Origin of the sequence: Pseudomonas deceptionensis, from assembly GCF_900106095.1 — a bacterium.
GTDB lineage: Bacteria > Pseudomonadota > Gammaproteobacteria > Pseudomonadales > Pseudomonadaceae > Aquipseudomonas > Aquipseudomonas deceptionensis.
Window position 1 is genome coordinate 347,681 of sequence record NZ_FNUD01000002.1, and the last position, 24,764, is coordinate 372,444.

The window sequence follows — 24,764 nt, forward strand, 5'->3', positions numbered from 1 at the left end:
CAGACCGCCAAAGCCCTGATAGACTTTCGGCGCCCTCCTTCGATGTGAGCTCAGACCATGCTCCATGTGTTGTTCAGTGTGTATTTGAAGATGCTGGTGCTCTACAGCCCGTTTTTCGTGCTGTCGTGCTTTATCAGCCTGACCCGGGGTTACTCGAACAAGGAGCGCCGCCGTCTGGCCTGGAAGGTGGCACTGGCCACGCTGATCTCCAGCGTGCTGCTCTATCTGTTCGGTCGCGCGATCTTCAATGTGTTCGGCATTACCGTTGACGCCTTCCGCATCGGCGCCGGCAGCGTGCTGTTTATCTCCGCACTGGGCATGGCCCAAGGCAAATCAGCGGTGCAGACCGACAACGTGCAGCAGGACGTGACCATTGTTCCGTTGACCATCCCGCTGACGGTGGGCCCCGGCACTATCGGTGCGTTACTGGTCATGGGCGTCAGCCAGCCCCACTGGGACGACAAACTGATGGCGATCGTCAGCATTGCGCTGGCGAGCCTTACAGTCGGCGTGGTGCTTTACCTTTCCAACAGGATCGAACGGATTCTGGGCGAACAGGGATTGCAGATCGTCAGCCGCTTGATGGGCCTGTTCGTCTGCGCCCTTGCAGCGCAGATCATCTTTACCGGGATCAGGGGCTATATGATCCCCTGAAACACACAGGACTGTGGGAGCTAGCCTGCTCGCGAAGCGGTGTCAGCGCCTTTCGCGAGCAGGCTAGCTCCCTCGGGGCTCAGGGCTTCTCGCCATACCAGCGCGGCGTGTACACCCACTCCGAACCATCGGCACGCGGGAAGACACAGGTCGTGGACGACCCGACAAGCACCATCGTGCGCATATCCACCTGATCCGGCGTCAACTCGCCCAGCGTTGTCACGCGCAGGGTCTGGCCCGGGCGGCCGATATCACGGCCCAACACCACCGGCGTCTGAGGCGTGCGATGACGCCTGACGATATCCAGCGCCACGCCCAACTGCCACGGACGGGAACGGGAGATCGGGTTATAGAACGCCAGAGCCAGGTCCGCTTCGCTCGCCAGATCCAGACGCTTCTCGATAATGCTCCACGGCTTGAGGTTGTCGGACAGCGACATCACACAGAAGTCATGCCCCAGCGGCGCCCCCGCCTGTGCAGCAGTGGCCAGAGACGCGGACACACCGGGCAGTATTTCAAGATCAACGCTGTGCCACTGCGGGTCCGTGGACTCGTGCAAAGCCTCCAGCACAGCGGACGCCATGGCAAAAACACCGGGATCACCCGAAGACACCACCACCACCGAACGGCCTTGCGCCGCCAGCTCAAAGGCATGGCGTGCGCGCTGCATTTCTTCGCGGTTGTCGGTGCAGTGCATTACCTGGTCGTCGCGGAACGGCCCCGCCATGCGCACATAGGTTTCATAGCCCAACACGTCATTGGCGCGGGCCAACTCGGCCTTGACCGCTGGCACCATCAGCTCGGCAGCCCCCGGGCCAAGGCCGATCACGGCCAAACGCCCGCGTGGCCGACCAATCTGCTGCGGGTCCAGTGGCGCGGGCGCTACGCCCAGCGAGATGCCGTTGTCCAGCTCACGCCAGGCGCCAGGCAAGTCCTGCTCATCCGCGCTGACAAACCGAAGCGGCACCGCCAGTTCGAGGGCTGCTTCACGCAACGGTGCACTGACCATCAAGGTGTCGACCGCAACAATGCAGGCCAGCGATTGCCAGGCCAGCTTCGCGTCATGCAACGCCTCGCGAATCGTTTGCGCCGAGACATCAGCGCTCACTTTCACCAGCACCGTGCGCGCATAGATCATCAGTTCATCAGCCGCTGGTTCACGCTCAGCGCTGCCGACGTGAATGGCCAAACGTGCCTGCTGACTTTCAGGCAGTTGCGCACGCGCCAACCATGGCGCCTCGCCCTCGATCCGTACCGATTCGCCCGCCAGCAAGTCCGAGACAAAGCGCTTGCCCAGCTCCAGATCGCCCAAGGCATAACCGCTCGGAGGGTTGAGCAGGCAGGTGCCAAAACGCAACTCACCACTGGTGGTAATGGCCGGGGCCACGCCCAGGGCCGACGCAATTTCCCGCGCCAGATCGTTCACACCGCCCAGCCCGCCCAAGAGCGGCACCACAGCGCTCGCGTCTTCGGCGACCGCCAGAACCGGCGGCTCGGCGCCTTTTTCCAGCAGTAAAGGCGCCAGCGTACGGATCACGATGCCGGCTGCGCACAGGGCAATAATCGGAGTGTCTTGCTGATACAGCTGGCGCAACGTGGCGCCAAAATCGCTGTACACACGGTCGACGCCATCAACGCGATCCGCCAGGCCATAAATCAGCGCCTCGGGATAGCGCTGCTGAATCCGCCGCGCAGTGTTCAGGCTGCCAGTGCCCAGGATGACAATGGCCGGCGCTGGTCGACTCATCCCTGCCACCGTTCGCCCGGAACGATGATCAGCGAGAAGTAAGGCGACGACATCGGTTCGACTTCATTGAGCGGCACGATTTTCTGATTGCTCATGGTGGCGCGCTCGACGTACAGCGCACGCTCGGCCAGGCCCAGTTCGCCCAGCACTTCGCGCACTTTATGAAAGTTGCGCCCCAGCTTCATGATCACCGCCGCATCGGCAACCGCCAGACGCGACTTGAGTTCGTCGTGGGGCAGTACGCCTGAAAGCACCGACAGGCTCTGGTTGCGATACACCAGCGGCACGCCCAGCACCGAAGCGCCGCCCAGCATCGAGCACACACCCGGCACCACGTGCGCTTCAAAGCGCTGGGCCAGACGATCGTGCAGGTACATGTAGGAGCCGTAGAAGAACGGGTCGCCTTCACAGATCACCGCCACATCACGGCCAGCGGCCAGATGCACGGCCACTTCCTCAGCGGCCTGATCGTAGAAATCGCTGATCACCTGTTCGTACGACAACGGCGCCGGCAACACTTCAGTGGTCACTGGGTACACCAGCGGCATCTGCGTCTGCTCATCTTGCAGATGGGCCTCGATGATGCCGAACGCATTGCCTTTTTTGCCTTTGGCCACGAAGTACGCCACCACCGGCGATTCGCGCAGCAGGCGCAGGGCTTTTACGGTAATCAGCTCAGGGTCGCCCGGGCCAACGCCCAGACCGATCAAACGTCCTGGTTGCGCCATTATTCGATCTCCGTCGCCAGTGCGTTGACCGCAGCCGCAGCCATCGCGCTGCCGCCACGGCGGCCCTGCATGATCACAAACGGCACGCCCCGGCTGTCTGCGGCCAGCATTGCCTTGGACTCGGCAGCGCCAACAAACCCTACCGGGAAGCCCAGAATCAGGGCCGGTTTCGGTGCGCCGGCGTCGATCATTTCCAGCAGATAGAACAGCGCAGTGGGCGCGTTGCCAATCACCACCACGCTGCCTTCCAGATACGGGCGCCACAGTTCAAGGGCCACGGCCGAACGGGTGTTGCCCTTCTCCAGCGCCAGTTCTGGCACGCCTTCTTCACGCAGGGTGCAGATCACCGGGTTGTTGGCCGGCAAGCGGGTACGGGTTACACCTTCAGAGACCATGCGCGCATCGCACAAAATCGCAGCGCCAGCAGCCAGCGCGTCGCGCCCGGCCTTGCCTGCACCCGGCGAAAAGCGCAGGTCCTCGATGGCATCGACCATGCCGCAGGCATGAATCACCCGCACCGCGAGCTTTTCCAGATCCGCCGGGATGCTGTCCAGGTTGGCCTCGGCGCGAATAATGGCGAACGAGTTGCGATAGATCTCTTGACCATCGCGGATGTAATCAATCATCGGTGTTGCTCCGTTGGCGGGACTCAAGCCAGGCCCCCGCCGCTTCAATAGTAAGGTTGCGCCCACACAGAACACCGAAACCCGGCTGTTCTGGGGCACGTAAATAAAGGTCGTAGTGACCGGGCGCCACGGCCAGCAATGTGACCGGCGCGACATGGGCTGCCGCGCAAGAACGCAGGCAGCCGGTCAAATGGATATTCAGCGGTTGCGACAGGCTCGCGGCCAGTTGGCGGGCGTCCTGCTTGGTGTCGGCCAGGCCTTTGACGCAAGCGCTGGAGCCGGTGCAGGCGATCAGGTGCGCCAACGGGCTGGCCGCGTCACACAACAACCCCAGCGCGTGTAACTGGTGCGTCACCGTCGGCGCGTCTGCTGCCCGCATGTTGGGCAGCAGTACACTTTGCCACGGGGTAAACCGCAACGTGCCGTCGCCATACTCGCGCGCCAGTTGCGCCAAGCCCTCGAGCATGTCGGCACTCAACCGCCCCAGCGGCGGAACAGCGCCGATATAGACCCGGCCCGTTTCACGCTGTGGATAAGTTCCGATGTGCAAGGACGCCGCGCCGGGCTCACGCTGCCAGGTCGAGAGCGCAACGAGCGGCATGCGCAGACGCTGTGCCAACTGCGCCATAAAGGCCTCGACCGGTAGCTCCTTGAGCAGGTGGCGCATACGGATCTGCTCGGGGCGGGCCACGTCGAGGAACAACGTGAGTACCGCCAGCACCAACTCATGCCCGTGTTCGATGGGCACAGCAGCCAGTGCGCGATTGTGCGCCGGGCATCCCGCAAGACCAAAGGCCAGCAACGTCTGGCCATTTTGATCAAAGGCAGACAACCAAAGGTCGTGATGATGCTCAAGCATCGCCAGCGCTTCGCCGCCGTCCAGTTGCACGGCGAACTTGGCTGACAACTCGGCAAAGCGCGGAGTGCTTTCCAGGCTGGCGAGGATCTGTCGCGCCAAAGGCCAGGTATCGACCAACAGGTCCCGATCGATGCCCGCACCGGGGCTGAGCATCAGGTTGCGCACATCATCACTGGCCGCCGTGGCGGGCCCCAACCCTGCCGCCAGCAAGGGGCTGATCAGCGCCGCATGTTGCGCACCTACCCCTCGAATTTGCAGATTGCCCCGGTTAGTGGCCTCGATCACGCCGCTGGCATAACGTTGGCTAACATCAGCCACCGCAAGCGCCTGTAAGGCCGTTATCGAGCCACCGGCCAACTTGACCCGACAAATACCGCCGTCCAGTGCCTGGACGATGCGCAATAACCCCGGGCAAGCCGAAGGGCGCACAGACGTCGTGACAGGAATTTCAGATGGCAAGGTCAATGGTCGATCCAGAGCAGGCAATGGGCTATTGCAGGTGGCGCATTATGCCTGCTTTGGACAGCCGCATGAAAAGCCTGCCGGACGGAATGAATGCACATGGGGCGATATCGGGTGAGCCCGAACGAGCGAGCAAGCAGCAACACCACGGTGTCTGCCTCAATTCGTCGGGTTTGACCGGGTGATTCTGAAGAAAAGGCGATGCCTCCAGCCCCCTGCCACCCGTAGTCCGAGATGCATGCACACGGCACCTGCGGCCCAAGGCGCGCTATCATGCGGCCTGTATTCGCGCGGTCATGCAAACCTGCTGGCGGATGGATAATTTGGCGTTATACAAGAGGATTGGCATGTCGCCCTGGCTAACAATTGTGGGAATCGGTGAAGACGGCTTTAGCGGGCTGGGCAAAAATGCGCGTCGCACATTGCTTGGCGCAACCACCGTGTTCGGCGCCCAGCGTCAGCTCAACCTGCTGCCTGCCTGTATTCGCGCCGAACGCCAGGCATGGCCAAGCCCGTTTTCCCTGGCGCCGGTGCTCGCATTGCGTGGCCAGCCAGTCTGCGTTCTGGCCAGCGGCGACCCGATGCTGTTTGGTGTCGGCGCCAGCCTGGCGCGAGTGATTGCAAGCGACGAGATGCAGGTGCTGTCGTCACCGTCATCCTTCTCGCTGGCTGCCGCCCGCCTGGGTTGGCCGCTGCAGGACGTGGTCACGCTGTCAGTGGTGGCGCGCCCGGTGGCGGCCCTCAACGCACACCTGCACAGCGGCGTGCGCTTGCTGGTATTGAGCAACGACGGTAAAAGCCCGGCCGCCATCGCCGCGCTGCTGCGCGAACGCGGCTTTGGCCCCAGCCGCCTGCACGTGCTGGAACACTTGGGCGGCCCGGCGGAACGGCAGGTCGAGGCCACTGCCAATGACTGGAGCGACCCGCCCATCGCCGCCCTCAATTTGATCGCCATCGACTGCCTGGCCGATGACAGCGCCCAGCCGCTGTCACGCACCGGCGGGCTCCCCGACAGCGCCTTCAGCCATGACGGCCAGCTGACCAAACGCGATGTGCGCGCCATCACCCTCGCCCGCCTCGCGCCGCTCCCCGGCCAGTTGTTGTGGGACGTGGGCGCGGGCAGCGGCTCGATCGGCATCGAGTGGATGCGCACCTGGCCCAGCTGCCGCACCCTGGCGATTGAAGCCGATGCCGGGCGCCAGCAATTGATTGAGCACAACCGCGATACGCTGGGCGTGCCGGGCCTGCAACTGATCCGCGGCAAAGCCCCGCAAGCCCTTGCAGGGCTGGAACGCCCGGATGCGATTTTCATCGGCGGCGGCGTCACCCGCGAAGGCGTGCTCGACACCTGCTGGCAACAGCTCAAACCCGGCGGACGGCTGGTGGCCAATGCCGTGACCCTGCAAAGCGAGATGCTGCTGATGAGCTGGCGTGAGCGCCACGGCGGCGAGCTGACCCGAATCCATATCGCCCAAGCGCAGCCGCTGGGTGAGTTCGATACCTGGCGTCAGGCCTTGCCCATTACCCTTTTAGACATGACCAAGCCCCTCGATGCGTGACGAAACTGGCGAACAACCCGCGCCACTGCGCAGCGGCCTGACCACCGGCAGCTGCGCCACCGCCACCAGCCTGGCCGCCGCACGCCTGCTGCTCAGTGGTGTCAGCCATGACGCGGTACACATCACCTTGCCCAAGGGCAAGCAGGTGCAGATGCGCCTGGAGTTCTGCCGCCCGTGCGAAGGCGGGGCCGAAGCGGGCACCATCAAGGACGCGGGCGACGACCCGGACGTGACCCACGGTGCGCTGCTGTACTCGCGGGTCAGTCTCAAGCCCGAACCGGGCATTGCTTTTGTCGCAGGCTTTGGAGTTGGCACCGTGACCCGGCCGGGGCTGGTGCTGGCCGTAGGGGAACCTGCGATCAACCCGGTACCGCGCAAGATGATTACCGACCATTTGCTGCAATTGGCCACCGAGCTGGGTTACGGCGGCGGCTTTGAAGTCACCGTCAATGTTCAGGACGGTGAAGCCCTGGCCCTCAAAACCATGAACCCGCGCCTGGGCATTCTCGGCGGGCTGTCGATTCTGGGCACCAGCGGCATCGTCCGCCCGTTTTCCTGCGCGGCCTATATCGCCTCGATCCACCAGGGCATCGACGTGGCCAAAACCAATGGCTACCTGCATATCGCCGCCTGCACCGGCAATGCCAGTGAAGACACCATGCGCCGGGTCTACAACCTGCCGGAAATCGCCCTGATCGAAATGGGCGACTTCGTCGGTGCGGTACTCAAGCATCTGCGCAAAGTCCCTGTGGATAAGTTGAGCATTTGTGGCGGCTTCGGAAAGATCAGCAAACTGGCGGCCGGCCACATGGATCTGCACAGTCGCCACTCCAGCATCGACCTGCCACAACTGGCCGAGTGGGCCGCCGCCATCGGTGCCGACAGCGCGCTGCAAGACGCCATCCGCCAGGCCAACACCAGCCAGCAGGCGCTGGCAATGGCCAGCGCCGTCGGTATCGCGCTGGGGGATGCGGTGTGCCAGCACGCACTCGATTTTGCCCGCAGCGTGGTGCCTGCCCAAGTGCAGATTGAAGTGTTCGCCATTGATCGCCAGGGCGGGATTGTTGGCCATGCCGGAGCCTTTGTATGAAACGCATTCTATTGCTGGGGGGCGTGACTGAAGCACTGGCCATCGCCCGTACCCTTGGCCCGCAACACCTTTACAGCCTGGCCGGGGTCGGCCGCGTGCCCACCGACTTGCCTTGCGAAGTACGGGTGGGGGGTTACGGCGGCGCTGAGGGCCTGGCGCAGTACATCCGCGAACAGCGCATCGACCTGCTGCTGGACGCCACCCACCCCTACGCCGCACAAATCAGCCAGAACGCTGCCTTGGCCGCAGCCGCCAGCGGCGTGCCATGCTGGGCCTTGCGCCGCCCCGCATGGGTGGCACAACCGGATGATGACTGGCGCGAAGTGGCAGATTGGAGCGAACTGATCCAAGCCCTCAAACCTTTCAAGCGCCCGCTGTTTACCTTGGGCCGCGAGCCGCTGGAGCATGTGCATGAGATCCCTGAGGACCAGTTCTGGACCTTGCGCGCACTGGACGTCTATCCCGGCAATGAACGCTGCGAAGTGATCGGCGCACGCGGACCGTTCCTGATCGACGAAGAACGTGCGTTGTTTGAACAGCACCAGATTGACGTGCTGATCAGCAAGAACAGCGGCAGCAGCGCCACCGAACCCAAACTTGAAGTGGCCCGTGAGCGCGGGGTGCCCGTGCTGATCCTCAAGCGGCCGGAGTTGGCGGGGGTTGATCGGGAGTTTTGGCGAGTTGATGAGTTACTGATGGCCTTGCGTATATTTCATTAGTTATGACTTTTACCTGCCTTGTCAAAAGGTAACCTATACGTTACCTTGTAGCGCATGACGATTTCCGTAGAAGAATATTGCGGTCAAGACCGAACCAGCCCTTTCGAGCGCTGGTTTTCGTCATTGGATGCTCAAGCAGCAGCCAAAGTATCCACGGCAATCCTGCGCATGGAGATGGGCAACACCTCAAACATAAAATGGTTTGATGGCCTGGGGGAATACCGCATTCATTGGGGCCCAGGCTATAGAATCTATTTGTTACAGGAAGGAAAACGCTTGATTATCCTGTTTGGCGGCGGCAACAAATCCAGCCAGAAGCAAGATATCAAACAAGCGAAAAAGCTCATTGCCGAGTACAGAAGCCGGAAAAACACAACGTAATACACGAGGTAATTTTTATGGCTCTCACAAGAAGTTTCAAGCAAACGATTGCTGAGCGAGCCGAACGCGATCCCGCATTTGCTCAAGCTCTGCTCGACGAAGCCGCGACGCTGTTCCTGAATGGCGAGCCGGAGATGGCACGCGTCATTCTTCGCGACCTGGTGAATGCCACTGTGGGGTTTGAAGGCTTGTCCAAAGAAACAGCCAAACCCAGCAAGAGCCTGCATCGAATGCTCTCGGTCAGTGGCAACCCGAGCATGGACAATCTGGCGGCCATCTTTGCAGTTATCCGTAGTAATCTCGGTGTTCAGATGGAGGTACATGCAGTGCCCACGCACTGAGGTGTCCCCGATGCAGCGACACTTCGCCACACTCGCTCTTTTTACTTACGCCGATCATTCAGGCTAAATAGCCGCCTGATCGCTTCACTCATGGAATTGCTCATGTCCCGACAACGGTTTGCATTTGCCTGGATCGCCTGCTTTGCAGTGCTGTTCAATATGCTCGCCATGTCGACAGCCGGGGCGATGAGTGACACTCAACAAGCATCAACCGAGCAGTTCATGTGGAGCAGCTTTTGCACCTCCACCGGCACCAAGATGGTCGCCGTATCGCTGGGTCAGGTTGACGCCGGCGACAGTCAGAAAGACGATCACTCCACCATGCAGCACTGCTGGTGCTGTTCGGGTTCCGCCTCTGTCGTGGCCCTGCCCGCCCATATCCCAACGCTGTACTTTGCGGCCATCGAGCATGGTCACAGCCAGGTCCCCGACCACCTCAAACGCCCTACCCCGCGTCAGCAATGGCCGAGCCTCAACCCCCGCGCCTCGCCCCTGGTCTGATTCATCCTCGCAACCCCTTTGCGTTTTGAATCGTTCCGGAGAATTGCCATGTTGAACCTGTCCCTGTTCAAGCACGTCGTGATTGCGGTGGCTGTATTGCTGCCTGCCTGTTTTGCCAATGCCCATGAATACAAAAGCGGGGACCTTGAGATAGCCCACCCGTGGTCGCAAGAGCTGCCGCCCAACGCCCCGACAGTGGCTGCGTATTTCATCATTCACAACACGGGCAGCAGCGCCGACCGCCTGGTCAGTGTCGATACCCCCATTGCCGATAAAGCCGAACTGCATCAGCACGTGATGCAGGGCGACTTGATGAAAATGCAACCGGTGGCCAGCGTCGATGTACCGGCCGGTGGCACCGTGACGTTTGCGCCCATGGCGTATCACGTGATGATGGTGGGCCTTAAGGACCGCAGCCTGCTGCAAGACGGCAAGCACTTCCCGTTGACCCTGCATTTTGAAAAGGCCGGTGCCGTACCGGTTGAAGTCAACGTGCAGAAGCAGGCGCCGGCCGACAGCATGGAAACCATGCACGCCCACTAACGGCCAAGGTTTCTGACCCCCGTGCGCGAACCTCGCGCCAGGCACTCCATGTCGCACATTCGCGGCAGTTGGCTGAGCCTGTTTGCCATGTTGATGATCTTTATCGGCCCGCTGATTTCCCAGTCGATGCCGATGGATCATCACGACTCCATGCCTATGCCCATGATGGACATGGGCATGGACATGTCTGCGCACGCCGAACATGCAAAACCAGCCGCCGACCACCATGCCATCTGGGAAAAGTGTGGCTACTGCACCCTGCTGTTCAGTTGCCCCGCACTACCGGGCACACCTGATCTAACCCTGTTTGACACGCCACAGCCCAAAAGCTATCTGGCGTCCAACCCCCGGCTGGGCCATGCCCGGCAACCGGTATTCCCCGGTGCTCGCTCACGCGCCCCGCCCGCATTCCTTTAAGTCTCGCCGCAACTCACCACCTGGCCAACCTGCATGCGCTGCTTTAGACAGCCGCAGGCTAATGGCTGTGTTGTATTCGCTTGAATATTGGAATGCTTATGTCCCGCTTTACTGCTGCCTCCCGTTTGCCTCACGCCCAAACGGTCTTCCCTTTTGCCCTCAGCGCACTGTGCTGTGCATTGCTGGCCCCTGCCGCACAGGCCGATGAACATGCCGGGCATGTCCATGAAATCAGCCCGCTGGTGATTACCGCCATCGCCCCCAGCTCACCGCTGACCATCGTCACCAACCCCAAGGACCCGCGCCAGCCGGTGCCCGCCAGTGACGGTGGCGACTACCTCAAGACCATCCCCGGTTTCGCCCTGATCCGCAACGGCGGCACCAACGGCGACCCGGTGCTGCGCGGCATGTTTGGCTCACGGCTCAACATCCTCACCAACGGCGGCATGATGCTCGGCGCCTGCCCCGGCCGCATGGATGCGCCCACGTCCTATATATCGCCCGAAACCTACGACAAGCTCACCGTGATCAAAGGCCCGCAAACCGTGCTCTGGGGCCCGGGAGCCTCCGCAGGCACGATCCTGTTTGAACGCGAACCCGAACACTTCGGCGAACTGGGTACCCGGGTCAACGCCAGCCTGCTGGCGGGCTCCAATGGCCGCTTCGACAAGACCGTCGACGCCGCCGCCGGCGGGCCACTGGGCTACGTGCGGGTGATCGGCAACACCGCCCGCTCCGATGACTACAAGGACGGCAATGGCGACACCGTGCCCTCGCGTTACGACAAATGGAACGGTGATGTTGCCCTGGGCTGGACCCCGGACGCCGACACCCTGCTCGAACTCACCGCCGGCAAGGGCGATGGCGAAGCACGCTCGGCCGGACGCGGCATGGACGGCAGCCAGTACAAGCGTGAAAGCCTGGGGCTGCGCTTTGAAAGATCCAATATCGGCGACGTTCTCGACACAATCGAAGCCCAGGTCTACTACAACTACGCCGACCACGTGATGGACAACTACAGCCTGCGCACCCCGTCGGGTACCGGCATGATGGCCGGGCCGATGGCCAGCAATGTCGACCGCCGCACCCTTGGCGCACGGGTCAAGGCCACCTGGCGCTGGGCCGATTACCAGTTGATCAGCGGTATCGACGCCCAGACCAACGAGCACCGTAAACGCATGGGCATGGGCATCAACACCTACCAGGACCAGAACTGGAGCAAAGACGCCGACTTCCACAACTACGGCGCTTTTGGCGAACTGACCTGGTACGCCGCCGAGCGTGATCGGGTGATCACCGGTGCCCGCCTGGACCGCGCGTCAGCCAAGGACTACCGCGCCCGCATCGGCTCGGGAATGATGAGCCGGCCCAACCCCACGCTGGACAAAACCCGCGCCGACACCCTGCCCAGCGGTTTTGTGCGCTACGAGCATGATTTGGCCAACAGCCCGACCACGGTGTATGCAGGCCTGGGCCACGTGCAGCGCTTCCCGGATTACTGGGAGCTGTTTTCCCCAAGCGCAGGCCCTGCCGGCTCGGTCAATGCGTTCGATGCAATCAAGCCCGAAAAAACCACTCAGCTCGACATGGGCCTGCAGTACAAAACCGAGGCTCTGGAGGCCTGGGCCTCGGTGTACGCCGGTGAAATCCGCGACTACATCCTGTTCGACTACACCAGGGGCGCGTCCCAGGCTCAGAACATCAACGCCCGGATCATGGGCGGTGAAGTGGGCGCGGCCTACCAACTGACGTCCAACTGGAAAGCCGACGCAACCCTGGCCTATGCCTGGGGCAAAAACACCACCGATGGCAAGGCCCTGCCGCAAATGCCGCCGCTGGACACCCGCCTGGGCCTGACCTACAGCGAAGATCACTGGAGCACCGGTGCCTTGTGGCGCGTGGTTGCCCCTCAGGGCCGGATCGACCGCAACGCGGGCAACGTGGTGGGCAAGGACTACGACAAGAGCGCCGGCTTTGGCGTGTTCTCGCTCAATGGCGCGTACCGCATCAACAAAAACCTCAAGGTCAGCGCAGGGGTCGACAACCTGCTGGATAAAAACTACAGCGAGCACCTGAACATGGCGGGCAACGCCGGTTACGGCTACCCGGCCAACGACCCGACCCCGATCAACGAACCGGGCCGCACGCTGTGGACCAAGGTTGATGTGAGTTTCTGATAAATCCCAGGCCCTCACCCCAACCCTCTCCCGGAGGGTTGGGGTGAGGGGCATGGCTGACAACAACACTTTTGAACTTGCGGAGCCGCTCACATGAGCCAACCAACACCGTCTTTCTACAACCTGGCCTGGCGCTGGCATTTCTATGCCGGGCTGTTTGTCGCCCCGTTCATGATCCTGCTGGCGTTGACCGGTATTATTTACCTGTTCAAGCCCCAACTTGATCCCCTGATGTACGACCATTTGCTCAACGTCAGCCCCGGCCATCACAGCCTCACTGCCGATGAACAACTCACCCGCGTACAAGCCACTTATCCTCAAGGCCAGATCAGCCAGTACTTGCCGCCCGTCTCTCCAGAGCGCAGCGGGCAATTTGTCATCCACAGCGGCGGGCGCGAGCTCAACGTGTTTATCAACCCCTACAGCGGTGAAGTCCTCGGCGAGCAGGATGCCAAGCTCAATCTGCAAGCCGTGGCCCGGGCGCTGCATGGCGAATTGATGATCGGCACCCTCGGCGACCGGCTGGTAGAGCTGGCCGCTGGCTGGGGCGTGGTGCTGGTGGTTTCCGGCCTGTACCTTTGGTGGCCACGGGGGCAATCCGCGGCCGGGATTCTGTGGCCACGCTTTACTCGCCGGGGCCGCGTGCTGTGGCGTGACCTGCACGCCGTGACCGGTTTTTGGGGCGCGGCCCTGTTGCTGTTCATGTTGCTCAGCGGCATGACCTGGACCGGCTTTTGGGGCAAGCAATACGCCGACCTGTGGAACCAGTTCCCGGCGGCGATGTGGAACAACGTCCCCAAGTCCGACCAAGAGGCCCGCGACCTCAACACCGCCGCCCGCCAGACCGTGCCCTGGGCGATGGAAAACACCCCGATGCCGGTTTCTGGCGCCCACGCCGAACACATGGGCCACGGCGCCATGCCAAGCGGACCCGCTGCACCGGGCATCACGTTGCAGGACGTGGTCGACACTGCCACCGCACGCAAGGTCGAGCCCGGCTACAGCATCACCCTGCCCACCACCGCAGAAGGCGTGTTCACCATTGCCGTGTTCGCCGACGACCCGCGCAACGATGCCACTCTGCATGTCGACCAATACACCGGCCAGGTACTGGCCGATGTGCGCTGGCAACATTACGGCAACGTCGCCCGCGCTACCGAAATGAGCGTGATGCTGCACGAAGGCAAACTCTTCGGCTCACTGAACCAGATCGCGATTTTGGTGGTGTGCCTGATAATTCTGCTCAGCTCGGTCAGCGGCCTGGTGATCTGGTGGAAACGTCGCCCGCAGGGTCGTCTGGGAGTCCCGCCGCTGCGCCACGACTTGCCGACCTGGAAGACCGGCGTGGTAATCATCCTCGCGCTGGCGATTGTGTTCCCGATGGTGGGCGCGTCTCTGATTGCGGTGTGGATACTCGACCGCATGCTGATGATCTTGCGCTCAAAACAGCGACATGAGCTGCGCTCATAACCAACATTAGTCATCCGAGATGCGCATTCCAGAGCCTTCGCTATACTGGCGAGCCAGTATCAGACACAAAATAGTTGTTACTGTATAACAATCTATTTAAGCTCCAAGACCCGCCGCCAGGAGGTAGCGGGTTCACCTCCAGAAAAAGCGACTCACTGTCCCGATGAATAAGTACCTTTGGTCCAGCCTCTGTCTGTTGGCGATAAACAGCGCACACGCGGATGACACAGCCCCCTCCCTGATGTTGTCGACTTCGAGCATTACAGCCCCTGAAGTCGATGACCAAAGCATCGACCTCAAGACCGCCACCAGCGCCGGTTCGCGCTTGAACCTCAACAGCCTCGAAACCCCGGCCAGCGTCGAGAGCCTGACCGGTGCGCAAATCCGCGCCCGTGGCGATCGCAGTGTGCAGGACGCCGTGACACGCACCACCGGCATCAGCAACACCGGCACACCGGGCAACGGCGGCTCGTCGTACTCGGCCCGCGGCTTTGTCGGCCAGGGCTCGGTGATGCAGTTGTATGACGGGATTCGCATGTACAGCGGTGCGGGCACCGTGACCTTCCCGGTGGACGACTGGTCGGTAGAGCGCATCGACGTGCTGCGCGGCCCGGCCTCGGTGCTGTATGGCGAAGGTGCAACCGGCGCGGTGATCAACGTGATCCCGAAAAAGCCCTTCAGCGGTGAAATCGAAAACCATATCCGCGTGGGCTACGGTTCCTACGATACCCGCCAACAGGCGCTGGACAGTGGCGGTTCGCTCACCGATACCCTGAGCTACCGGTTGAACCTCAACCACACCCAGAGCAATGGCTGGGTCGACCACGGCGACTCCGAAAACACCTTTATCAGTGCCGCCCTGCGCTGGCAGGCCAATGACGACCTGGCATTCACCCTGAGCCACGACTACGGCGACCAGGAGCCACAAAACGACTTCGGCGTACCGCTGATCAATGGCCGTTACCACAAGAGCCTGCGCGACAAGAACTACAACGTGCGTGATGCCAAGCTGCATTACAACGACCAGTGGACGCGTCTGAACACCGAATGGCAGATCAACGACGACCTCAGCGCCAGCAACGAGCTGTATTACCTCAAGGCCCAGCGCCGTTGGCAGAACGCCGAGCGCCATGCCTGGAATGAAGACCGCCAGACCTTGCTGCGCAGCGGTTACTTCAGCATCAAGCATGAGCAGGAACAGGTTGGCGACCGCCAGACCTTTACCCTCAGCCACGATCTGTTCGGCCTCAAAAGCAGAACCCTGGTGGGCGCGGACTACAACCGTATCCACTTCAACCTGCACAGCAACTCGCCGTATACCGATGTGAATACAAAGGGCCAGCCGATCGACCTGTACCACCCGGATCGCGGTCAATTCGAAAGTGACTCGCCGTACCTCGACCAGTTCAAGACCACCACGCAACAGGTGTCGCTGTTTGCCGAAAACCGCACCGAACTGACCGATCAGCTGTCGCTGGTCACGGGAGTGCGCCGCGATATTGTGCATCTGGACCGCGATGACTTGGTCAACGACACGCGCAGCGACCGCAGCCTGTCGGCCAACAGCTGGAAAGTCGGGCTGGTGTATGAGTTGAAGCCGGACATGTCGATCTATGCCCAGCAGGCCACCAGCGTTGATGGCGTGGCCGGGCTGATCAGCCTGTACCCGGGCGAGCAGGGATTTGACCTGGCCCGCGCCCGCCAGACCGAAATCGGCTTCAAGCAGATCTTCTGGGACCAGCGCGGCGAATGGACAGTGGCGGCGTATCACATCGTCAAGAAAGACCTGATCACGGCCGACCCGATCAATCCGGGCAATTCGCAGCAAGTGGGCGAGCAGTCCTCCAGTGGCCTGGAAGCCAGCCTTGATCTGCAACTGCCCCATCGCTGGCAGCTACAGGCCAATGCCTCGGTGGTACGCGCTCAATACGACACATTCGATGAAGACGTGAACAACGTGGCCGTCTCACGCAAAGGCAACCGCCCCACCGACGTGCCGCGCCGCACCGCCAACCTGTGGCTGAGCAAGGCCGTTACCGATGACGTGAACGCCGGTGCCGGCGTGCGCTATGTCGACTCGCGTTATGCCGACTACGCCAACACCGTCGAGCTGCCGAGCTACACCGTGGTCGACGCCACCGTAAGCTGGAAAGCCCTGCCAAAAACCACCCTGGGGCTGCGCCTGAACAATTTGTTCAACCGCCAGTACGCCGTAACCCAATACAATGGCGGCCAGCAATGGATCATGGGCGAGCCGCGATCGTTCTTCGTGACCGCTGATTACGCCTTCTGACCCAACCTGTAGCCGCTGACAAGGCACTTCAACCGTGGGAGCGAGCCTGCTCGCGAAGAGCATTCGCGAGCAGGCTCGCTCCCACGGGGGGCCTTGAGCGCAAACAAAGCCTCAACACAGATCCAGGCAGCACACTACATTCTCAACATTGGCCAACCCGGATTTTTATGACCCGCCTCACCCTCACACAACTCGCCTGGACCCCTCTGGGCCACGGCCACTGTCATCACCAGTTCCAGCTGCGTGATGCCAACCTGCACGTGGCCGCAGGTGAGTTCGTGGGGCTGATCGGGCCTAACGGCAGCGGCAAAACCAGCCTGTTGCGCTGTGCCTATCGCTTCAGCAAACCCGAGTCGGGCGAGGTCCACCTGGGCTCGCACAACCTCTGGCAACAGTCGCCCCGCTGGTGCGCCCGGCGCATCGCCGTGGTGTTGCAGGAATTCCCCGACGCCTTTGGCCTGACCGTCGACGAAGTGGTCGCCATGGGCCGTACCCCGCACAAAGGCCTGTTCGACGGCGACACCGAAGCCGACCGCCAACTGGCCAGAAACGCCCTCGAGTCCGTCGGCCTGCATGGCTTTGAAGACCACGCCTTCGCCACCTTGTCAGGGGGCGAAAAACAGCGAGTGATCCTGGCCCGCGCCCTGACCCAGCAACCCGACCTGCTGATCCTGGACGAGCCGACCAACCACCTCGACCCGCGCTATCAGCTGGAGTTGCTGCAACTGGTCAAGCGCCTGAAGATCGGCACCCTGGCCAGCATCCACGACCTCAATCTGGCCGCCGCCTTCTGCGACCGGCTGTACGTGATCGACCACGGCAGAATCATCGCCAGCGGTACCCCGCGCGAAGTGTTGACCGTCGAACTGCTGCGCGATGTCTTTGGCGTGGCGGCATTGATCGACGATCACCCGCTGTCCGGCTACCCGCGCATTACCTGGATAACCCAACCATGAACCTGATCCGCCTCGCCCTTTGCCTCAGCGTCCTGTTCGGCTCCGGGCTGGCCCTGGCTGACGCCACGCAGTACCCACTGACGATCAAGAGCTGCAACCGCGACGTGACCTTCAACCATGCGCCCAAGCACGCGGTCAGCCACGACATCAACATGACCCAGATGATGCTCGCCCTGGGCCTCAAGCCGCACATGGTCGGCTACAGCGGCATCAGTGGCTGGAAGGCGGTAACCCCGGAGATGAAAGTCATCCTCGACGGCCTTCCAGAGCTGGCGAGCAAATACCCCTCGGTTGAAACCCTGCTCAACGCCGACGTCGATTTCTTCTTCGCCGGTTGGGATTACGGCATGCGCGTGGGCGGCGACCTCACACCGCAAACCCTGACCCCGCTGGGTATCAACGTGTACGAGCTGACCGAGTCCTGCGCGTTCGTGATGAAGCGCCCTGCGGCCAGCATGGAGGACACCTACAACGACCTGCGCAACCTGGGCAAAATCTTCGACGTGCAAGACCGCGCCACGGCATTGATCGGGCACATGCAGCAGAAAATCGCCGACGTTCAAAAAAACCTGCCCGCCGCACGCCCACGGGTATTTTTGTATGACAGCGGCGAAGACCGCGCCATGACGTCGGGCAAGCTCGGCATCCCCCACGCGCTGATCGAAGCCGCAGGCGGCAACGACATCCTCGGCGACATCGACGCCAGCTGGACCCGCATCAACTGGGAAACCGTGGTTGAACGCAACCCGCAGGTCATCGTGATCGTCGACTACAGCGAAGTCACAGCCGGGCAAAAACAGCGCTTCCTTGAAACCAACCCGGCGCTGCAATCGGTGGACGCCATCCGCAACAAACGCTTCATCGTCATCCCCTACGTGCAGGCCACGCCGGGCATCGACAACGTGTTGGCCATCGAAACCATGGCCCAAGGGTTCCACCCACAATGATCGCTCGTCGCTACGCCTTGTTACTGACCGGCCTCGGCGCACTGCTGCTGGTGTCGTGCGTGGTGTCGCTGGGCTTTGGCCCGGCGCGGGTTCCGGTAGACGTGGTGTGGCACATTTTGCTGAACAAGCTGTTTGGCATTGGCGAGGTGAGCTGGAGCGCAGGTCAGGAACATATCGTGTGGCTGATCCGTGTGCCGCGCATGCTGCTCGGGGCCCTGGTCGGCGCCGGGCTGGCCCTGATCGGCGCGGTGCTGCAAGCGGTCACCCGCAACCCGCTGGCCGACCCGCACTTGCTCGGTGTCACCAGCGGCGCCACCCTGGGCGCGGTGATCGTGGTGCTGCACGTGGGCGAAATCGTCGGCCTGCTGACCCTGCCCATCGCCGCCTTTATCGGCGCCTTGCTGAGCATGCTGCTGGTGCTGGCCATCGCCAGCCGGCATGGCCGACTGGACAGTGACCGCCTGCTGCTGTGCGGGGTGGCGGTGTCCTTTGTGATGATGGCCGTGGCCAACACACTGCTGTTTTTGGGTGACCATCGCGCCAGCTCCGCCGTGCTGTTCTGGATGCTCGGCGGGCTGGGGCTGGCGCGTTGGGAACTGCTCGCCATCCCCAGCGCCAGCGTGCTGCTGGGGCTGGTGCTGCTGCTGGGCATGGCCCGCCCGCTGAACGCCCTGATGGCCGGTGAACAAACCGCCGTGACCCTGGGCCTGAATGCGCGCAATGTGCGGCTGCGGGTGTTTTTGATCGCCTCGCTGATGACCGGCGTACTGGTGGCCATCAGCGGTTCCATTGGTTTTGTCGGCCTGATGATCCCGCACATCGCCCGCCGTCTGGTGGGTGCTGAACACCGGCGATTGCTGCCGGTGTCGGCGTTACTGGGCAGCGTGTTTCTGGTATGGGTCGATGTGGCCGCCCGTACCTTGATCGCCCCCGAAGACTTGCCCATTGGCGTCGCCACGGCAGCCATTGGCGGCCTGTTCTTTATTGGCTTGATGCGTAAGCGTTAAAGCTCATCGCGTACCGGCCCGACCTTCAACTGCGCCACCGGCGTACCGGGGGTCGGCCCTTCATCGTCGAACGACAGCGGTTGCGTCGAGACGGTCAGACGCGTGTCGACTGCCCCGGTTCGCGGCCAGGTCGCGCTGGGTTCCAGTACCTGCAAAACGCCAGAATTGAGCACCCGGGTCAGCAGATCCTCGGGGTTGCCCGGCGTTCGGGTGGGGGTACTGTTTTCAAGGAAGTAGCGCTCGTAGGTGAAACTGGCGCCACTGACATACTCACACAACCTGTCATTAGCCTCCTTGGCCCCCCGGGTGTACTTCAACAATGCACCGTCATCGGTTGAGAGGTACAGATAATCAAAACTCGCGTCCTCCAGTTGCCGGTGAAGCGTTCGCGTGGCGTAGCAAATGTCGACCGGCCAAAACATGTTTTTAAGCAGATTGGTTTCGACAGGGCTACCCGCCGGCTGCCCGCTTACATCGCGGGAAAAATGCAGGCTCTTGAGTGAATAGCCTGTCGGTAAAATCGCCTTGGGAACTCTCTGGTTCGGTATCGACAAATGGGTGTTGAGGATCATCTGCGCCACATTGACCGGCTCGCCGTTTTCCACCCATTGCAGCGCCACGCAGGTGTCGTAGGCCCCGTGACGTAAAACCCCGCCCATCACACTCACGGTCTGTGGACGCTTGAGGTGCAGATGCTCATACCGCGCAGCATCATCGGGATGGCTGAATACCGGGCTCATCGCGAACAAGCGGATACTCCTGCCCGCCGCACTTGGCACCTCCAGTTCGAAGGGGCGCCAGGCGGGCGATACGCGACCCGGGTGGAGCCAGACCGGGTTGGTTTTGATTACCTGCAAATCGCCCGCCATCGCTACCTGGCGCACATACTCCAGCGGCGTCACTTTAAGGGTCGTGAGTTTAGTGAGGGTTGCCTGGCCCGCGTCCTTGAACACCCCGGTAGACAACTGTGTCGCTGCCGAGCGGTCCAGGTAGCGCAATAATCCGCCGTCGCTGCAGGACAAAAATAGCACCGCAGTCGCAGGGACCAGTCCACTCTGGTCCTTGATGCTTTCACTGAGCATCAAGCCCCGGGCCATATCCACCGGCGACACAAACGCTTCATAGATTCTGCGGGTGTCCATGCCTTCCACAGCAGGAGGGATCTTGGGCGCGGCCACATACACCGCTTCAAACCTGAACCCGGTGGGCAGGCTGAACTGACTGCTCGAAGCATCCTGTGGAAACAATCGGTTCAGGCTAAATACCCCCCCTTGCACCGGCAGGGTCGCCACATATTCATTGCTGTGGGGGTTGCCGAGGATCAAACCGTACTGCGCCACATCACCATGGACCATACGTTCATGGGTATAGCGCATGGCATCTTGCGCCTGGCTAAACACAGGGCTCAGGGCCGGCTGACGAATCGCCCGGGCCTGAGGTGCTGGCCGTGCATTGGCGGTGAAGTCCGACCTCACCTGCCCCTCAGCCCCCCACAGCGTGCTGCCCACTACAACCTCCAGGTCCCCTGCCTGCGCGACCCGGCGGATGTATTCACTGGGCTTGAGGGCGTTGGCCCGCATCGCCATGTGAATGGCATTTTTGCGAACCTGCTCAGGGTGCTCCACAGGGGCCGCAAGCTGCTTGCGCAGTTCACGTTCGCGCACCGAGTCGCTGGGCGTGTACTTGAGCAGCGTGCCGTCCCGGGCCGAAAAATAGCGGATGGGGGCCCACTCCCGATCCCTGAACGCGGCCTCCAGCTCATGGGGTTCAAGCATGTTTCGAACCAGTTGCTCCTCAGCTTCCGTTCGCCACAGCTTCAATGGATGCACACGGTGCGTGTGATACACCGCAACCACCGAGCAACCGTGGGGCGTGAGTGCAATCAGCTCCGGGGGCAGGACGCACGTCGGATCGAAGGTTTCGTGATGGCATGCCAGGGGCTCGGTTGCGACAAAGCGGTTGTCCAACCGCTGGTAGATCAGCCCGCCGTAAACCTTGTCGTCGCGACGGGCAATTTTTTCGTGGGCATCGCGCGCGGCATCATCCACAGAAACAAAGGACGCCCCCAGCGCCCGTCGACTGAACCCCTCGTAAGGCTTCCAGGTGGCCTTTACCCGGCCAGCCCTGCTCCATAAATCGCTGGTATGCAGCACGTTCAACTCACCGGCGCTGGCAACCTGGAGGATGTAGTCAAGGGTTGTCGTCACGCCGCTTAGCAGCTCGCGCACAATGGCCAGCCCTTGCCCTTCGCTTTCTGGCAAAGACGCTGAAAATGTTGTTTCAGCCGTGGCAAACCTCGAGACGTACTTCAAGACAGCGCCGTCGCTGGTGCAGATAAAAAGCGGCACTGCCCGCCCACGCGCAGCGCCGGGAAATGCTTGTGCGGCGCTGATCCCGCGGACCAACGTCGCAGGGGCCACAAAATGCTTGAACAGCGAAGGCTGCTGCGCAGGCATCAGGCCCGGATCACGGTAAAAACCATCGCTGCAATAAAAGCTTGCCACCTGGTACTGCTCTGGCAGGGGTAATGGGTTGCTGGCCGTCGGCGGAAAAATCTTCGACAGCGAAAAATCCATGCCCCCTGTCACCGGTTCAGAGGCCACAAAAATGGGTCGCCCTCTATGCTTGAGAATCACCCCGAACACGGGCTCGCTGGTTTGGCTTACCCGGGCCCGCACTTCTTTGACCGCCTGTTCGAGGGTGTCGCTAATAGGCCCGAATGCGGGCTGTTGAACAATCACAGGGGCAATATCCAGGGATTGGGTCGGCGCATACACCTTGAAGTCAGGTTGCACCGTGCCGACTTTTCCACCCCAGACTTCCGTGGCCTGGATCACCCTTAATTGGCCCATGCTGGCCGCCGCCTGCACAAATTCTGCGATGGTCGCAAAGGTGAGTTTACCGGCCGTGGTATCGAGGGCAATTCGCTCGACAAGCGCATTTTCCAGGGGCGAGCCGCTGGACATGAACTTGATCAGCGAACCGTTTACACCCGATAAATAATGCGCGGGGGCAAAATTGGCATTTAGACGGTTGAGCACCATGTCCAGCGAAGAAAAAGCATTGATCGACGTGTAAATGTCTTCTGGGCCCCAGTGTTTGAAGGACCTCTTCAACTTGTCATAGTTCGCCGGATGCGAGTGGTAGAAGGCGGCACAGGTATAACCCGGCGGGCTGATGAATCCCCCGTTACGGTCAGTTGACATGACCAACGAGGGGTCGAATGAACCGGTTTTGCCTCGCACCGGGCGCGTCGCAAAGTAGCGGCCTTCGGCATCTTTCAAGATAGCGCCGCCATACTCCACAGAGCGGAAATCACCAATCAGTTGATGGGCAAAGCGCGCGGCGTCATCGGCGTTGATAAAGGGCGGACTCAAGGTCGGTAACGAGGCTTGTACATTGGGGCGTGCATGCCGTTTTTCACGGCTGTCAGTCTGTTCCATAACACTGGCTTCCTTTATGAAAAGAAGGGCGGCAAAGGTGCGCCCTCCTTGCATAATCCAGCCAGTCGCAGCGTCACGGGCTGTACATAGTTAGCTGACCGGGGCCGAGTGCCCCTTCACCGGTCGCGTCACGAAATACGGCCCCTGTCTATTTTTAAAAATCGCCCCGCCGTATTGAACGTCACGATGATCGCCGATCAACTCATGGGGTGCCCTGCCGGGCTGGGGGATATCTGAAAGATCCATGGAGGGTTATCTCTCACTGTTAGAAGTGATCGACCTGTGCAAGGTCGACTTCCATCCTTCGCCGGATGATCCGTTGCCCGGTGGTGGTTATTTACAGCGCCCATTGCCCCGCAGGCACCAAGGCGGCGCACTCGGCGCACCACTTGCCCCTTCCAGCCCCGAACTGGTGCGCCATTACGCCCAATCTTCGCGCAAAAGCCCGATACAGAGCCTTTTCCCTATCTCGGCACAGCCTTTGCTAAGACCTTCTCAGTGTTCAGATCAGCCCCCTAATAAATCAGATACCTGGAGATCGCACCATGAAGCGTCGTAGCTTGATCAAGGCTTTCACCCTGACCGCCTCCATCGCGGCCATGGGCATGACCTGGACGGTGCAGGCCGCCGAGACCATCAAGGTGGGGATTTTGCATTCCCTGTCCGGAACCATGGCGATCTCCGAAACCTCGCTTAAAGACATGGCGCTGATGACCATTGACGAGATCAATGCCAAAGGCGGCGTCAACGGCAAGATGCTCGAAGCAGTCGTCGTCGACCCCGCGTCCAACTGGCCTCTGTTTGCCGAAAAGGGCAGACAGTTACTGACTCAGGACAAAGTGGCTGTGGTGTTCGGTTGCTGGACGTCGGTGTCGCGCAAATCGGTGCTTCCCGTGTTCGAAGAGCTCAACGGCCTGCTGTTTTACCCGGTGCAATATGAAGGCGAAGAGATGTCGCCCAACGTGTTCTACACCGGTGCCGCGCCTAACCAGCAGGCCATTCCGGCTGTTGAATACCTGATGAGCGAAGACGGCGGCAGTGCCAAGCGCTTTGTGTTGCTGGGCACCGACTACGTGTACCCGCGCACCACCAATAAAATCCTGCGCGCGTTCCTGCACTCCAAAGGCGTGGCCGACAAGGACATCGAAGAGGTCTACACCCCGTTTGGTCACAGCGATTACCAGACCATCGTGTCCAATATCAAAAAGTTCTCTGCAGGCGGCAAAACGGCGGTGATCTCCACGGTCAATGGCGACTCCAACGTGCCGTTCTACAAAGAGCTGGCCAACCAGGGCCTGAAGGCCACCGACGTACCGGTGATTGCGTTCTCGGTGGGTGAAGAAGAACTGCGCGGCATCGACACCAAACCGCTGGTGGGCAACCTCGCAGCGTGGAACTACTTCCAGTCGGTGGAGAACCCGGCCAACGATAAATTCGTCGCGCAGTGGAAAGCCTACGCCAAGAAACACAACCTGCCAGGCGCCGACAAAGCCGTGACCAACGACCCGATGGAAGCCACTTACGTGGGCATTCACATGTGGGCCCAGGCGGCGGAACAAGCCAAGTCCACCGACGTGGACAAGGTGCGCGAAGCCCTGGCCGGCCAGACCTTTGCCGCGCCATCGGGCTACACCCTGACCATGGACAAGACCAACCACCACCTGCACAAGCCGGTGATGATCGGCGAAATCCAGCCGGACGGTCAGTTCAGCGTGGTGTGGCAAACCGAAGGCCCGATCCGGGCCCAGCCATGGAGCCCATACATTTCGGGCAACGACAAAAAGCCGGACTACGCGGTGAAGGGTAACTGAGCCAATTAAAAGCCCCTCTCCCCAACCCTCTCC

Annotated in this window: 21 protein-coding genes; 16 read left to right on the forward strand and 5 right to left on the reverse strand. The window is 61.4% G+C overall.

Features of this window, described 5'->3' with window-relative positions:
• Nucleotides 1–57: 57 nt before the first annotated feature.
• Nucleotides 58–654, forward strand: coding sequence for a MarC family protein (locus BLW11_RS01475; RefSeq protein WP_048360260.1), 597 nt, complete (start codon nt 58–60; stop codon nt 652–654).
• 79 nt (nt 655–733) lie between these two features.
• Here BLW11_RS01475 and cobJ read toward each other — a convergent pair whose 3' ends face one another.
• The 4 genes from cobJ to cobG are packed head-to-tail and all read right to left on the reverse strand — an operon-like array spanning nt 734 to nt 5,079.
• Complete coding sequence (gene cobJ / locus BLW11_RS01480; RefSeq protein WP_048360261.1) at nt 734–2,401, reverse strand: precorrin-3B C(17)-methyltransferase; 1,668 nt, start codon at nt 2,399–2,401, stop codon at nt 734–736.
• Nucleotides 2,398–3,129 carry a precorrin-2 C(20)-methyltransferase gene (locus tag BLW11_RS01485; RefSeq protein WP_048360262.1) on the reverse strand — a complete coding sequence of 244 codons (732 nt, stop codon included), beginning with the start codon at nt 3,127–3,129 and terminating at the stop codon, nt 2,398–2,400. Before BLW11_RS01485 ends, cobJ begins: the two co-directional genes overlap by 4 nt.
• Nucleotides 3,129–3,755 carry a precorrin-8X methylmutase gene (locus BLW11_RS01490; RefSeq protein WP_046810051.1) on the reverse strand — a complete coding sequence of 209 codons (627 nt, stop codon included), beginning with the start codon at nt 3,753–3,755 and terminating at the stop codon, nt 3,129–3,131. The genes BLW11_RS01485 and BLW11_RS01490 overlap by 1 nt, the downstream gene beginning before the upstream one ends.
• Entirely contained in the window at nt 3,748–5,079 is a 1,332-nt protein-coding gene (cobG, locus tag BLW11_RS01495; protein WP_241486135.1) for a precorrin-3B synthase, read from the reverse strand. Before cobG ends, BLW11_RS01490 begins: the two co-directional genes overlap by 8 nt.
• Nucleotides 5,080–5,423: 344 nt before the next feature.
• On the opposite strand from cobG, the gene BLW11_RS01505 reads away from it, so the two are divergent.
• The 14 genes from BLW11_RS01505 (at nt 5,424) to BLW11_RS01570 (ending at nt 19,477) form a co-directional block, all read left to right on the forward strand.
• On the forward strand, nt 5,424–6,635 hold the full coding sequence (locus tag BLW11_RS01505) for a bifunctional cobalt-precorrin-7 (C(5))-methyltransferase/cobalt-precorrin-6B (C(15))-methyltransferase (RefSeq protein ID WP_048360264.1): 1,212 nt from the start codon (nt 5,424–5,426) through the stop codon (nt 6,633–6,635).
• A complete protein-coding gene (locus tag BLW11_RS01510) occupies nt 6,628–7,725 on the forward strand; it encodes a cobalt-precorrin-5B (C(1))-methyltransferase (protein ID WP_048360265.1) in 1,098 nt (365 codons plus the stop codon). Before BLW11_RS01505 ends, BLW11_RS01510 begins: the two co-directional genes overlap by 8 nt.
• Nucleotides 7,722–8,444: a cobalt-precorrin-6A reductase gene (locus tag BLW11_RS01515; protein WP_048360266.1), complete on the forward strand. Its 723-nt coding sequence runs from the start codon at nt 7,722–7,724 to the stop codon at nt 8,442–8,444. Before BLW11_RS01510 ends, BLW11_RS01515 begins: the two co-directional genes overlap by 4 nt.
• A gap of 54 nt (nt 8,445–8,498) precedes the next feature.
• Complete coding sequence (locus BLW11_RS01520) at nt 8,499–8,825, forward strand: type II toxin-antitoxin system RelE/ParE family toxin (protein WP_048360267.1); 327 nt, start codon at nt 8,499–8,501, stop codon at nt 8,823–8,825.
• A 17-nt stretch (nt 8,826–8,842) separates the two neighbouring features.
• Complete coding sequence (locus BLW11_RS01525; RefSeq protein WP_048360268.1) at nt 8,843–9,166, forward strand: helix-turn-helix domain-containing transcriptional regulator; 324 nt, start codon at nt 8,843–8,845, stop codon at nt 9,164–9,166.
• Nucleotides 9,167–9,268: 102 nt separating this feature from the next.
• Complete coding sequence (locus BLW11_RS01530) at nt 9,269–9,667, forward strand: DUF2946 domain-containing protein (protein ID WP_048360269.1); 399 nt, start codon at nt 9,269–9,271, stop codon at nt 9,665–9,667.
• Nucleotides 9,668–9,715: 48 nt separating this feature from the next.
• Nucleotides 9,716–10,210, forward strand: coding sequence for a copper chaperone PCu(A)C (locus BLW11_RS01535; RefSeq protein WP_048360270.1), 495 nt, complete (start codon nt 9,716–9,718; stop codon nt 10,208–10,210).
• 48 nt (nt 10,211–10,258) lie between these two features.
• On the forward strand, nt 10,259–10,627 hold the full coding sequence (locus BLW11_RS01540; RefSeq protein WP_048360271.1) for a DUF2946 domain-containing protein: 369 nt from the start codon (nt 10,259–10,261) through the stop codon (nt 10,625–10,627).
• 98 nt (nt 10,628–10,725) lie between these two features.
• The gene (locus BLW11_RS01545) at nt 10,726–12,804 is read left to right on the forward strand and encodes a TonB-dependent copper receptor (protein ID WP_048360272.1); all 2,079 of its coding nucleotides are present in this window, start codon (nt 10,726–10,728) and stop codon (nt 12,802–12,804) included.
• Between the two features lie 93 nt (nt 12,805–12,897).
• A complete protein-coding gene (locus tag BLW11_RS01550) occupies nt 12,898–14,274 on the forward strand; it encodes a PepSY-associated TM helix domain-containing protein (RefSeq protein ID WP_048360273.1) in 1,377 nt (458 codons plus the stop codon).
• A gap of 163 nt (nt 14,275–14,437) precedes the next feature.
• Entirely contained in the window at nt 14,438–16,567 is a 2,130-nt protein-coding gene (locus BLW11_RS01555) for a TonB-dependent receptor (RefSeq protein WP_048360274.1), read from the forward strand.
• Nucleotides 16,568–16,734: 167 nt separating this feature from the next.
• Nucleotides 16,735–17,523, forward strand: a complete 789-nt coding sequence (locus BLW11_RS01560) for an ABC transporter ATP-binding protein (protein WP_048360275.1) — start codon at nt 16,735–16,737, stop codon at nt 17,521–17,523.
• Complete coding sequence (locus tag BLW11_RS01565) at nt 17,520–18,470, forward strand: ABC transporter substrate-binding protein (RefSeq protein WP_048360276.1); 951 nt, start codon at nt 17,520–17,522, stop codon at nt 18,468–18,470. The genes BLW11_RS01560 and BLW11_RS01565 overlap by 4 nt, the downstream gene beginning before the upstream one ends.
• Nucleotides 18,467–19,477 carry a FecCD family ABC transporter permease gene (locus BLW11_RS01570; RefSeq protein WP_048360277.1) on the forward strand — a complete coding sequence of 337 codons (1,011 nt, stop codon included), beginning with the start codon at nt 18,467–18,469 and terminating at the stop codon, nt 19,475–19,477. The genes BLW11_RS01565 and BLW11_RS01570 overlap by 4 nt, the downstream gene beginning before the upstream one ends.
• Here BLW11_RS01570 and BLW11_RS01575 read toward each other — a convergent pair.
• Nucleotides 19,474–22,920, reverse strand: a complete 3,447-nt coding sequence (locus tag BLW11_RS01575) for a DUF4329 domain-containing protein (RefSeq protein WP_053069554.1) — start codon at nt 22,918–22,920, stop codon at nt 19,474–19,476. The two genes, BLW11_RS01570 and BLW11_RS01575, sit on opposite strands and share 4 nt — an antisense overlap.
• A 545-nt stretch (nt 22,921–23,465) precedes the next feature.
• Between BLW11_RS01575 and urtA the strand changes: the two genes are divergently transcribed.
• Nucleotides 23,466–24,731, forward strand: coding sequence for an urea ABC transporter substrate-binding protein (urtA, locus tag BLW11_RS01580; RefSeq protein WP_048360278.1), 1,266 nt, complete (start codon nt 23,466–23,468; stop codon nt 24,729–24,731).
• Nucleotides 24,732–24,764 lie beyond the last annotated feature (33 nt).

Excerpts from the sequence above, each read along its gene's own strand:
- cobJ (WP_048360261.1), bottom strand. The coding sequence starts at position 2,401 with ATGAGTCGACCAGCGCCGGCCATTGTCATCCTGGGCACTGGCAGCCTG.
- BLW11_RS01530 (WP_048360269.1), top strand. The coding sequence starts at position 9,269 with ATGTCCCGACAACGGTTTGCATTTGCCTGGATCGCCTGCTTTGCAGTG.
- BLW11_RS01505 (WP_048360264.1), top strand. The coding sequence starts at position 5,424 with ATGTCGCCCTGGCTAACAATTGTGGGAATCGGTGAAGACGGCTTTAGC.
- BLW11_RS01540 (WP_048360271.1), top strand. The coding sequence starts at position 10,259 with ATGTCGCACATTCGCGGCAGTTGGCTGAGCCTGTTTGCCATGTTGATG.
- BLW11_RS01490 (WP_046810051.1), bottom strand. The coding sequence starts at position 3,755 with ATGATTGATTACATCCGCGATGGTCAAGAGATCTATCGCAACTCGTTC.
- BLW11_RS01565 (WP_048360276.1), top strand. The coding sequence starts at position 17,520 with ATGAACCTGATCCGCCTCGCCCTTTGCCTCAGCGTCCTGTTCGGCTCC.
- BLW11_RS01525 (WP_048360268.1), top strand. The coding sequence starts at position 8,843 with ATGGCTCTCACAAGAAGTTTCAAGCAAACGATTGCTGAGCGAGCCGAA.
- BLW11_RS01535 (WP_048360270.1), top strand. The coding sequence starts at position 9,716 with ATGTTGAACCTGTCCCTGTTCAAGCACGTCGTGATTGCGGTGGCTGTA.
- BLW11_RS01550 (WP_048360273.1), top strand. The coding sequence starts at position 12,898 with ATGAGCCAACCAACACCGTCTTTCTACAACCTGGCCTGGCGCTGGCAT.
- BLW11_RS01560 (WP_048360275.1), top strand. The coding sequence starts at position 16,735 with ATGACCCGCCTCACCCTCACACAACTCGCCTGGACCCCTCTGGGCCAC.
- BLW11_RS01485 (WP_048360262.1), bottom strand. The coding sequence starts at position 3,129 with ATGGCGCAACCAGGACGTTTGATCGGTCTGGGCGTTGGCCCGGGCGAC.
- BLW11_RS01570 (WP_048360277.1), top strand. The coding sequence starts at position 18,467 with ATGATCGCTCGTCGCTACGCCTTGTTACTGACCGGCCTCGGCGCACTG.
- BLW11_RS01515 (WP_048360266.1), top strand. The coding sequence starts at position 7,722 with ATGAAACGCATTCTATTGCTGGGGGGCGTGACTGAAGCACTGGCCATC.
- BLW11_RS01510 (WP_048360265.1), top strand. The coding sequence starts at position 6,628 with ATGCGTGACGAAACTGGCGAACAACCCGCGCCACTGCGCAGCGGCCTG.
- BLW11_RS01575 (WP_053069554.1), bottom strand. The coding sequence starts at position 22,920 with ATGGAACAGACTGACAGCCGTGAAAAACGGCATGCACGCCCCAATGTA.
- BLW11_RS01545 (WP_048360272.1), top strand. The coding sequence starts at position 10,726 with ATGTCCCGCTTTACTGCTGCCTCCCGTTTGCCTCACGCCCAAACGGTC.
- BLW11_RS01520 (WP_048360267.1), top strand. The coding sequence starts at position 8,499 with ATGACGATTTCCGTAGAAGAATATTGCGGTCAAGACCGAACCAGCCCT.
- BLW11_RS01475 (WP_048360260.1), top strand. The coding sequence starts at position 58 with ATGCTCCATGTGTTGTTCAGTGTGTATTTGAAGATGCTGGTGCTCTAC.
- urtA (WP_048360278.1), top strand. The coding sequence starts at position 23,466 with ATGAAGCGTCGTAGCTTGATCAAGGCTTTCACCCTGACCGCCTCCATC.
- BLW11_RS01555 (WP_048360274.1), top strand. The coding sequence starts at position 14,438 with ATGAATAAGTACCTTTGGTCCAGCCTCTGTCTGTTGGCGATAAACAGC.